The sequence below is a fragment of the Dyella nitratireducens genome, from assembly GCF_014642835.1.
Classification (GTDB): domain Bacteria; phylum Pseudomonadota; class Gammaproteobacteria; order Xanthomonadales; family Rhodanobacteraceae; genus Dyella_B; species Dyella_B nitratireducens.
In genome coordinates this window covers 1,476,591-1,487,500 of record NZ_BMJA01000001.1, presented here as the reverse complement: position 1 = coordinate 1,487,500, position 10,910 = coordinate 1,476,591, and the positions used below count along the sequence as shown (strand labels likewise).

Genomic DNA, 10,910 nt, shown 5'->3' with positions numbered 1-10,910 from the left:
CACAGCGGCCTTTTGGGCGCGTGGCGTTATCAAGGCAATTCGTGGCTACAAGACGCCTCGTCGTATCGTTGGGCGGGTGTCCAGCATTGCCTTCAATCGACTGTAACGGCAGTTCACCGTCGATCAGCCCGACCTGGCGTGAGTCACCGGTATCACAGACCTACGCGCGTGGCAGCGTTGGCTCTATCTGGCGGTCGTCATCGATTTACATTCGCGCCAAGTCGTTGGCTGGTCGATGAAAGCGGTGTGGGGCGTACCCGTCGAGAAACGCTACGCAACGAGATCAAAAATGACAAATTATCAAAATGATACTTTGACTTTATATATATCTTTGCGCATTTCCTTTCCAGAGTAAGCTTTCCAGTAGCTGCGTATTTCTTCGATCTTGGCGCGGTTTTCCGGCGTATCCGTATGGTCAATAATCACTTGGATGGAACGCTGGGCAGTCATCCCGCGGCGACTGGCTTCGTTCCCATCAGGGACTATTGCACTGAGGCCATCTGGGAAACGTGGGGTGATGATGGTGTCGACAAAGCCGCGCCATTTTTCTTCCGAGAGACTTTCTTCCGGTAAATTGAGGTCGACGGTAAGTCGTGTCTCTACCCACTTTGAAGCACTTTCTCCTTCGTTTTCTTGAAGCGTTTTGTCACCAAACGTCACTTTCATGACGGATTCCTGCGCAGAGTATTCCTTCCAACTGTTGCGAATTTCTTCAATTTTAGAGCGATTTTCCGCTGTGTCCGAATGGTCAATGATCAATATTTTTGAATATTGGCGGGCGATTCCGCGTCCGTCTTGCCATTGGTATTGCCCGTAGGCGTCGATTGACTTTGCATCGGGGAAACGCGGCAAGACTTCGTGTTCGAGAAAGTTGTTCCATGTTTCTTCGGAGACACCCAACTCGGGTGTTTCCGATGGTCCGAGGCCGAAGATAAGTCGGGTTTCCAGTTGTTGAGGAGGTGCGTGTTCACCCGCTTGCTGAACATTTGACGCAGGTGTACCGGGTCTGGGTTCTGTCGCGCTGCCGCGGGGTTGGATGGGAGCAGGTCGACCGGTTTCTTCGGTGCTTCTGGCGCCTCGAGAATGAGTGCGGGCTGCTGCATAAGAGGGAAGGGTGGTAGCTGGAAAGCCATCCTGATCGATCGAAACGAATCGACTCGGAACATCTGGAGTATGTACCGGAGAAGATGGTTTGCTGTTGTTCGTGTTCAGAGATGACGTGTTAGTGCCGTGAGCTTGCATGCCGCTGATAGCCATCGTTGAGGCTCCTGTCTTCGCATGAGATGCGCAAAGCCAGTTTTACCAAAATCCGATCCTGTCCAAAGAACATCATGTTGCCACTGTTCCGCAGAATTTTTGATTCGATGGCATGGAGACGGTGCCGTACCTAAAGCGTGTTCAAGCTACGATGCAGGCCTCGCCTGATCCATGATCTACCGTCAGCCTATGAGATCAGGCGACATCGGGGGCCGCTTTGTGGCGTACCGGAAATACCAGTTGCAGCGGGTTGGATAGAACGTAGCGCCACAATGCGCGATTGATTTCCCGCCGTGCGCGGCGCTGCATGGGTCTGGCACGCAACGCCATCTGGAACGCCAGCGTGAAACTCACGGCCACGTTGAGCATGGCCATCACCGTTGTGCCTGCCAGCGACCACCAGATGTCGGATGTGGCGAATGCTTCGCGACCCAGTACGCCGATCGACGTACCGATCGAACCAGCCGCCACCGTGACGTGGCGCACCTCGTACGGCAGCGCAAACGCGGTGAGAATCACCGGCACCAAACCAAGCATCATGCCTAGCGTGAAATTGCCAACAACGCCTGCAACGTTGTGCCGCGCGAAGTTCGCGAAACGTGCCGCGCCGCGTTCGCCCAGCACAAAACGCAGGCGACGGTTGTAGGAGAGCACATCGTATAGGCGATGCAGCACGAACCAGTTGTCAGCCCATCCGGACAACAGGCTTGACACCCATAGCAACACGCCCGTCATCGCAGCCCACAACGGCGTGGCGCCAAGCAGCGAAAACGAATGGATGGTGGTATGGGCCTTGGCCGGGTTGAGTAGATTGGCACCGAACAGATAGTGGACCACTAGCTGGATGACCAGACACCCAGGCAGCACCGCCACCAGGTTGCCGAAAATTGCTGCCGCCTGGGTGCGAATAAGCGCTACCACCGCCTGCACGAAATCATTCATGCCATGCGGCGTGCCGATGCCGTCCAGTTTCTGCGCCAACATCGGTGCGGTCATCGCCGGCTGCTTGGTGGCCAGCGTGAAGTGCATGAAATGCATCAACAGAAACGCCATCGCGTAGTTGATGCCGGCAAAGAAACCTTCAACCATCGGATGCATGTGCAGGCTGAAGATAAAGAACTTGATATAGACCGCTGCGACCATCACCAAGCCGCCGCCGAAAGCCGCCCACAACATGTGCAAGTAATTCTTGCGGTCGTAAGCGACGTAATGCTGGCCGTCCTCCGCACTGCGGTCGACCACCTTGCGTGCCAGCAGCGAGAAATTGCTGCGCATCAGGCTGCCGACGCTGTGGCTGGCATGGTTGGCTTCGATGAGATCGGCAAACAGGCTCGCGATGGGCTGGGCTGAGCCGCCGTGCTGTCGGATGGCCAGCCATGCTTCGAGCAAGCGCTCGGCGCGCGTGATGCGCGCGCGCATCCGTTCGAGTTGGAACACGATGTCGACGTTGACGCCGTTTTCGTCAAGATGCGCGTGTACGTCGCGCAAGGCGCGGTGGCATTCGTCCAGCAAGGCGCGTAGGTAATTTACTTCCTGCAGCAATGTCCGGCTGACGCGTGCATGGCTTTCCGGTTCGTTCGAGGCGTCGTCGTCGGCCGCGGTTTCAATGGCGAGCATGGCGCGCGGAAGTTTGTAGAACGGCAACGCGTCGAGCCTTTTTTCGCTGAGTCGAGTGCGGATGGCCTTGGACAAGCCAGTGGAGCCGATCTGTCCGACCAGATTGTGCATCGCGGCCAGCAGTTCGACAGACAGCTGATCGTAGGATCGGGAAGCGCGGCGCTCCTCGCCACTCTCTGCGCGGGTAGACGCATCTTGTGCGGCCTGCCGATAAACGAACAGCTCGCTCAACTTATCAAGCAGTTCGCGTGGCAGTTCAGCCACCCACCGCGCATCGTCGGCGGACGGAAACATCAGTGTGAACAAGTTCGACAGATCGCGACTGTTGGGAGCGATCGGAATCAGCGAATCCTGCAGGCGTTCGATCAATGCACCGGTAAAACCCGAATGGGCCGGCATACCGGAATCGCACAGGAGCGCCATCGCATCCATGTCATGCACGATGCCTTGCACGGTCAAGGCGACGCGCGTCTTCCATTCGGGATTACGGTCGAGCAATTGCAGCAAATAGCGCAATCGCACATGGGGCGGGTATTTGGGCGCCTGGTCCGGCTGCTCCGCATCGCGGGCGATGGTGCCTTCGCGATGCAGCCAGTGCGAAACCTCAACCAGCCACTCGTTGCGCACCGCCAGCTCCGCGCGCGGATCGGCATGCGCCAGCAAGGCGTCGATCTGGCCACCGGTGCGCAAGGCATCGCGCCATTTGCGCCAGAAGTGGATGATGGATGTGAATACCGCCATGCCTATAACGTCCTTGCTGTCGTTGTCGGCTCGGCAAATCCGCCACCCTTCGGATTTGCCGATGGAGCCAAGTCTGGATCACTTGGCTTAAAGCTGCACGTTCCTGTGCGACATGTTTATTGCGTTACGGAACGTGCGTTCAATGATCGCGCTGCTGAATGAAGTCTGCCAGCCACAGCAGAGGTTCGGCGTGATGGGAAATGTTGCGGGCCGCGTCGCGCGCCTCCTCGAACAAGGCGTCGGCGCGCTGTTTGGCCTGTTCCAGGCCGAGCAGGGACGGGAACGTGGACTTGTGCTGCGCGAGGTCTTTGCCGGCGGTCTTGCCCAGCGTGGCGGTGTCGGCGATCTGGTCGAGCACATCGTCCTGAATCTGGAAGGCCAGGCCGATGCACTTGCCGTAGCGCTCCAGCGCATGTGCCGCGGCCTGGGAGGCATTCGCCGCGATGCCGGCGAGCTGGCAGGTGACCAGGATCAGTGCGCCGGTCTTGCGGGCATGCAGCGACTCCAGCTGTGCGAGCGTCAGGGTCTTGTTTTCCGATGCCATGTCGACCGCTTGACCACCCACCATACCCAGCGAACCGGAGGCATGGGCGAGTGCACGGATCATGCGCACTTTCTGATCGGCATCGAGCGCTTCGGTGATCGCCAGTACCTCGAAGGCGGAGGTCTGCAATGCATCACCCACGAGGATGCCGATGGCTTCGTCATAGGCTTTGTGCACGGTGGGACGGCCGCGGCGGAGATCGTCGTTGTCCATTGCCGGCAGATCGTCGTGCACCAGCGAATAAGCGTGGATCAGCTCCACCGCACAGGCGCTTGCATCGAGCTTTTCGGCAGGCACACCCAGCGCTTCGCCGGCCGCGTAAACCATCAGGGCGCGCAGATGCTTGCCACCGTCGCAGGCATAGCGCATGGCTTCATGCAGTCGCTCCGGATCGGTGGAAGCGGCGGGAAGCAAGGCGTCCGTGCTGCGTTCCAGCCGCTTGAGATAGGCCGGTACGCGGTCGGCAAAGGCGGAAACCTCAGGGGAAGTCAGGCTCATTCGAAATCCGGGCAAAGCGGGCAGGAGAGGGAGGCGGCCTGTTGGGTCAATGACAGGCAGGCCGCAATTTTATCAGACGGGCTCTCAGGCCTCTCGGTACCAGAGCAGGATCACGCCCACCAGCATGAAGCAGCACGGCCATACCCAGCCCGCGATGCGTCCGCCACGCCCAGGCAGGCGCAGTTCCAGCCAACGGGCCCAGCCCGATGCCACGCCGGCCAAGGCGAGCGGCGTGTGGGTCAGCTCGATCAGCAACTGGTCCTTCACATTCGAGATCTGATGGCTATGGGTAAGCAGCATCGCGCCACCTACCGACACCAACAGCGGAAAGACCAGCGCCGCCTTCGGGCTGTGCAAACGCCCCGTACGCACGGCCCATTCGAATACGCCGAACAGGATGATCAGCGCCACAAAGAAGCGATGCTGCGCGACCTCCACGTCGCGCCATGCCACCCAGAAACCCTCCTGGCCCATCGGCCACACTTCCGGGTCGGAGCGGACCAGGAGAAACCCGGCCATCAACAGGAATAGCAGCGGCCAGTGCTTGAGCCACCCCACGCCGGCGCGATTGAGCAGCGCAAGCAGGCCGATCACCAGGACGAAGATGCCGGCCCAATGGTGGTTGTACTCGGACCAAGCGATGTCATCGGCATTGCGCGGCGGCAACACACCCGAACCAGGAACAATGGCTTGCCCGGCGGCCTGATGGCGCAGTCCGGCGTCCTTGTCCAGTTGCGCCTGCATTTCCGAGATGGCGAGCTGATCGTGGTCGGGCGAAGTGAGGCGCGGCCATGCCGGCGCATTGCGCACGGCAATTTCATGCAAGGTGACGCGATCGGCGGTGAGGTCCACCGCGGGCGGTACCGAGGTCAGTGATGCTGCCGCAAAGAAGATGGTGAAGCCGATGCCGATTTCCACTTCGGCAAAACGGCGCAGGCGAATCACCGAGGTATCCTGGTTCTTGCGCAGCCGCTCGGTCACCATCAGATTGCCGAGGCCAAGCAGCAGCAAGGCCAGGAACATCGCGATTTTCGCGCCGACCATCACGCCATACGCCGTGCCATAAAAGCCCGGTATGTCGCCGATGTAGTACACGCACATCACCGAGCCGGAAATGATGATGCTGGCCACGCCGATCATCGACATGCGCGAGAAACGTGCACCGACGATGCGCCAGGCGTTCGCGTCATGCAGCTTGCTCAGCGCCAGCACGAAGCAGGGAATCGCGCCGATCCAGATGGCCGCGCCGAATTGATGCAAGCCTTCGACGAACAACAACAGCACATTGTTGTCGAGGCGGGCGAAGGCGTGCGTGGTGAACGTTGCTGCCGTCAATTCCGCCGCGCCGATCAGCAGCGGCAGCACGGCGCCGACCAGCCCCGTGGACATGCGCTGGCTCAGGCATGGAATCAGCAGCAGCGCGCAGAGAATCTTGATCGTGCCCGCAATCGCGAAGGGCGCTTGCATGACGTCGAGAAAGCTCAAATCCACCGTGGACTTCACCACGGCCACCTGCAAGCCGACACCAGCCACTTCGGCGAGGATCAAGCCGATAGCGCTCCAGATGGTCAGCTTCGCGATGCGCCGTTCCAGCTCTGCACCCTGCGGTAGCAGATGCATGAAAGGGCGAACCAGGAAAACCAGGAACAGAATGCCACCCAGGGTCATCGACTGCGCGACGATGGTGATGCCGTGCAGGATGATGCTGAGGTAGCCGAAGATATCGACGAGAAGTTCCACGGTAATGGCTCAGTCTGAAAATTTTGAGTTGCAGTCGCGTAGGTTGGGGTGCGAACCCCAACATGGATCGCGGCCAAGCATGGCGATGTTGGGGTTTGCACCCCAACCTACGCAGTGATATCGGTGGATGATTACTGCTTCGCCACCACGGTAAATGGCAGATCGCCACGCGTGATGTGCCCGTCCAGCGCCAGCGCCTGCCAGCGCAGCGTGTATGCACCCGGTGCGAGATCGGCACTGGTGTCGATTTCGTTGCTTTTGCTGCCGGTGGCGATGGTCAGCACTTTCTCGCTTTTGTCGGGGCCGATCAGCAGCAGGCGCGAACGATGCTGGTCGATCTTGCTGTTGTACTTGAACATCATTTCCACGTGGCCGGCAGTGAGCGTGCCGTTCGGCTTGGGTGAGCTGTCGACGAGGATGGCGTGGGCGGAAGCGGTCACGCTGACGAAGGCACAGGCCATGGCAACCAGGAACGATCCAAAACGATGACGCGGGGACATGGTGGGTTCTCCTAAAACACGGCCGCGGTCGCGGCGATTCGAAGACGTTATCGATGCCATCCCAGGCTTGGCCCCGTCGCCGTAGCGACGGCACGGAGCGCCTGCGTGGCGCGTTGCATGCGTGAGTATAGTCGGGGCAGCTCACCCCATAACGACGGATGCCGGCACAAGGCGGCCATCAGGTTCAGTGGGCGCGGGCGTCCCCACGCGTCCACGCTGCTGTTCAGTGCGTCGGGAATCGTGTCGTCGCATTCATCGACAATCGCGCGCAGTGCGAGGAACGGGAGGCCATGTTTCTCGGCCACGGCGGCGACGGCCGCGCTCTCCATGTCCACCGCCAGCGTTCCGTGGCGCCGATGCGCACTCACTTTGGCCGCGGGGGTCAGCAAGGGTGAGGCGACACTAAGCAAGGCATCTTCCGTAGGGAGCGACTTGGCGAGCCGCTGCTGCAGACGAATACGCCACTCAAGATCCGTGTAATACACGCGCCCCTCTTCATCCAGTACGCGTTCCGGGCAGAACAGCGCGCCATTGCGCAAATGCGTGCTGAGTGCGCCGGCCACCCCGAACACGGCCAGCGCCGAGACGCCTGCTTCAATCAGCATCTCCGCAGCGCGCTGGGCAGCCGCAGGCCCCATGCCGCTGAGGCACAACGCCGCGCCGTCGGTCAGCGTGGTGACGTGACCAGGCTTCGCGGTGTGCGAGGTAAGGGTGCTGGCTTCCGATGCGAGCGCGACGACGATGCCAGTCGTCTGAATGGCTTGAGTCGTGCTCAAGCCGCGGCCGATGACAACAACTGGCGGTAACGCGACAACGCCCACAACGGGAAGTACGCGGTGTAGCCGTGGTATTTCAGGTAGTACACGCGCGGGAAGCCGGGCGCATTGTGCATGGGGTTGGACCAGAAACCGTCGGATTGCTGATTGGCGAGCAAAAATTCGATGCCGCGACGTACCGATTCCGAATCCACTTCGCCTATGGCCATCTGCGCGAGCAGCGCCCACGCCGTGGATTGCGAAGTGCTCATCCCGCCATGGCTGCCGCGCAAGGCAGGATCGATATAGCTGTTGTTGGTTTCACCCCAACCGCCGTCCGTGTTCTGGCGCGAGCGCAGCCATTCGACCGCCTTGCGGATCATCGGCTGCTTGGGATCTTCGCCGGCCAGTGCCAGACCGGCCAGCACGCTCCACGTGCCGTAGATGTAGTTGCTGCCCCAGCGGCCCCAGAAGCTGCCGTCTTCGAGCTGCGTGGTGCGTAGATAGTCGACAGAGCGGCGCAGTGCTTCGCGATCCTGCGGACGGTCCAGCACACCCAGCGCGGCAATGACGCGGCCGGATACGTCCTCAGTGGGAGGATCGAGCAAGGCGCCGTGATCGGCGAACGGAATCGCGTTGAGGTAGTAGTAGGTGTTGTCCGCGTCGAAGGCCGCGAAACCACCGTTCTTCGATTGCAGGCCGATCATCCAGTCCGCGGCGCGATCGATATTCACGCGATGCCGCCCTGGTTCGCCGCGGCGGCGATCCTGGATGTGCAGCAGCGCGGCGGCGACGGCGGTGTCGTCGATATCCGGGTAATAAGCATTGTTGTACTGGAAAGCCCAGCCGCCTGGCTTGAGATCTGGCGCGCGCACGGCCCAGTCGCCTTTCAGTTCCAGTTCCTGCTTGGAGACGAGCCAGTCGATGGATTTGTCGATGGCGCCTTGTGTGTGCGCATCGTCGCTGGTATGCATCAGCGTGAGCGCACTCCACACCGTGTCCCAGATCGGAGACACGCAAGGCTGGCAATAGGCCGAGCCGTCGGCGCGATGCACGACCAGCTTCTGGATCGAACGCAGGCAGGTCTGCCGCGCAGGATGATCCTTCGGATAGCCGAGCAGCGCCATCGCTTCCAGGCTGTTGACCATCGGCGGGAAGATCGCACCGATACCATCTTCGCCATTGAGGCGTGGCATGAACCAGTCAACGGCTTTCTTTACCGCGCGCTGGCGTACTGACTTTGGAATAAACGGATCAATGATCGCACGAGCGATTTTGTCCACGGCCAGGAAGGTGCGGTTCAACAAGCCGCCGCAAAGGAAATAATGGCGCTCCTGCTCCGGCGGCGTGACGAACAGCTCGCGGATATGCACCTTGCGCGGATTGGCCGCCTTCGCCTTCAGCGAACAAAGAATGGTAAGCGGCACCAGCGTGGTGCGCGCCCAGTAGGAAATCTTGTCGATATGGAACGGAAACCAGCGCGGCAACAGCATGATTTCCACTGGCACGTATGGCGTGGCGCGCCACGGCACTTGTTCGAACAGCGCCAGCAGGATGCGCGTGAACACGTTGGCTTTGGCTGCGCCGCCGTGCGCAAGAATGGCCTTGCGCGCGATGCGCATATGCTCGGCCTCGGGATCGTCGCCCGCGGCTTTCAGTGCGTAGTACCCCTTGATCGTGCATGAGAGATCAAGGTCGCCGCCGTAATACTGCGACCAGCCGCCGTGCCCGTCCTTCACCTGCGTGGCACGCAGATAGCGCGCCATTTTTTCCTGCAGCACATCGTCGATGTCATCCATGTAGTGCATCATCAGGATGTATTCGGCGGTGATGGTGCAGTCCGATTCCAGCTCGAAGCACCAGTGGCCGTCTTCGTGTTGGCGCCCCAGCAAGGCCGCACGGCCGCGCTCGATTGCCTGATCCATCGTGCTGTTTTTGGCAGAGCCAAACAGATCGCGAGTGCTCAGGTCATCGGTGGCAACGGTGGCGGTCTTGGAGAACGGATTCATCGGTGATTCGCTTCCTGTACATCGGCGACATCGGCAGGCTCGCGCCAGCCGGTTGCATCGGCGATGTGCGGGATGGAGCGTTTCGGCCACGTGCGGGCCGGCGTAGAGGGTTCGCTCCATTCGGACGTCAGCGGTGTGAGTGGCAAACCGCGCGCAGTCGTGGCGAACAGCCAGCGCAAGCCGGTGTTCGACTTGCACAGTACGCGTGTCAACAGGATGGTCCGAGCGACGTCCTTGCGCGAGATCTTGACCTGGGTGCCGGCAGAAAAATCGAGATTGTTCTGCAGTTTGCGCAGCGTCAGCACGGCCATGCCAGTGGCCCACAAGCAGAAGCGGCGGATGCCAGCATGCTTGGTGGGAATGAGCAGGGTGTACTCCAACGCCAAGCGCAGATGCGCATGCGCAATGCCGACCAACTCGGACATGGTGGCTGCGTAACCGGCGTTCTGCTTGCCGGTTTGCAGCGTGGCAAGTTTCACGCCGTGGCGCGCGAACATGTCCTGCGGCAGCCAGCAGGCGCCGCGTGCACGGTCTTCCCACTGATCTTTGAGGATGTTGACCATCTGCAGGCCTTGGCCGAACGACACGGCCAGCCGGAGCATGGTGTTGCGATGAGGCGCCAGCACCGGTTCGAAATCGACGAACAGCTCGGTGAGCATTTCGCCGACCACGCCAGCCACGCAGTAGCAGTAGCGATCCAGGTCTTGCAGCGTGGGCAGGCCATGCAGGCCGGCCTTGCGCTGAAATTCGTGCATGCCGCGCGACATGATGCGCAGGCATTTCACGATGGATGTCTGCTGCGGGAGCGAGAGGCTGCGCGTGACTTCGAGCACCAGCGGCAGCTGCTGCATCAGGTCGCGTTCTGCATCCAGCGTGCTGTTGGAGAGCAGGGGCGCGACTTCGTCCGCGACCTCTTGCGCATCGACGTCGCCCGTGACCGCGTCGACGAAAGCGTTTTCGAAGGCGCGCTTCTGTTCGGCCGAGAATACCGGCTCGTCTTCGATGGTGTCCGCGATGCGGCACAACAGATAGGCGTTCGCAACGGCACGCCGCAGCTCCGGTGGAAGCTGTGGGATGGTCAGCGCAAAAGTCCGGGATACCTTCGGCAGGATGGCATCCTGGTAGGTATCGGCCTCCCCGCGTCCGGTACCGGCGGTGGCATTGTGTAATTCGATCATGGGTATGCCTCGAGCGCCGGAATTATGACATACCCGTACGGGCACGAATCCGGAACGGCAGTCGATGCAGC

General features: G+C 60.7%; 8 protein-coding genes and 1 pseudogene. 1 reads left to right on the top strand and 8 read right to left on the bottom strand.

All coding sequences use genetic code 11. The features are described from left to right. Window positions 1–28 precede the first annotated feature (28 nt). Window positions 29–241 (top strand): annotated as a pseudogene (locus IEX75_RS24095) (IS3 family transposase); the annotation flags it as partial. Window positions 242–300: 59 nt separating this feature from the next. Here IEX75_RS24095 and IEX75_RS06835 read toward each other — a convergent pair. From IEX75_RS06835 to IEX75_RS06800, 8 genes are all read right to left on the bottom strand, one after another. After that, window positions 301–1,257 (bottom strand): DUF3574 domain-containing protein, encoded by a 957-nt coding sequence (locus IEX75_RS06835; RefSeq protein WP_188793478.1) that lies wholly within the window; start codon window positions 1,255–1,257, stop codon window positions 301–303. A gap of 195 nt (window positions 1,258–1,452) precedes the next feature. Further along, the gene (locus IEX75_RS06830) at window positions 1,453–3,615 is read right to left on the bottom strand and encodes a site-specific recombinase (RefSeq protein WP_188793477.1); all 2,163 of its coding nucleotides are present in this window, start codon (window positions 3,613–3,615) and stop codon (window positions 1,453–1,455) included. Window positions 3,616–3,754: 139 nt separating this feature from the next. Then, window positions 3,755–4,657 carry a polyprenyl synthetase family protein gene (locus IEX75_RS06825; protein ID WP_188793476.1) on the bottom strand — a complete coding sequence of 301 codons (903 nt, stop codon included), beginning with the start codon at window positions 4,655–4,657 and terminating at the stop codon, window positions 3,755–3,757. An 84-nt stretch (window positions 4,658–4,741) separates the two neighbouring features. Continuing rightward, window positions 4,742–6,397, bottom strand: coding sequence for a copper resistance D family protein (locus IEX75_RS06820; protein WP_188793475.1), 1,656 nt, complete (start codon window positions 6,395–6,397; stop codon window positions 4,742–4,744). 131 nt (window positions 6,398–6,528) lie between these two features. Next, window positions 6,529–6,897, bottom strand: coding sequence for a copper resistance CopC family protein (locus IEX75_RS06815; protein ID WP_229720677.1), 369 nt, complete (start codon window positions 6,895–6,897; stop codon window positions 6,529–6,531). Window positions 6,898–6,944: 47 nt separating this feature from the next. Then, window positions 6,945–7,673: a phosphorylase family protein gene (locus IEX75_RS06810; protein WP_229720676.1), complete on the bottom strand. Its 729-nt coding sequence runs from the start codon at window positions 7,671–7,673 to the stop codon at window positions 6,945–6,947. Next, entirely contained in the window at window positions 7,670–9,661 is a 1,992-nt protein-coding gene (gene shc, locus IEX75_RS06805; protein ID WP_188793474.1) for a squalene--hopene cyclase, read from the bottom strand. The genes IEX75_RS06810 and shc overlap by 4 nt, the downstream gene beginning before the upstream one ends. Next, window positions 9,658–10,839 (bottom strand): phytoene/squalene synthase family protein, encoded by a 1,182-nt coding sequence (locus IEX75_RS06800; RefSeq protein WP_188793473.1) that lies wholly within the window; start codon window positions 10,837–10,839, stop codon window positions 9,658–9,660. Before IEX75_RS06800 ends, shc begins: the two co-directional genes overlap by 4 nt. Between the last annotated feature and the right edge of the window lie 71 nt (window positions 10,840–10,910).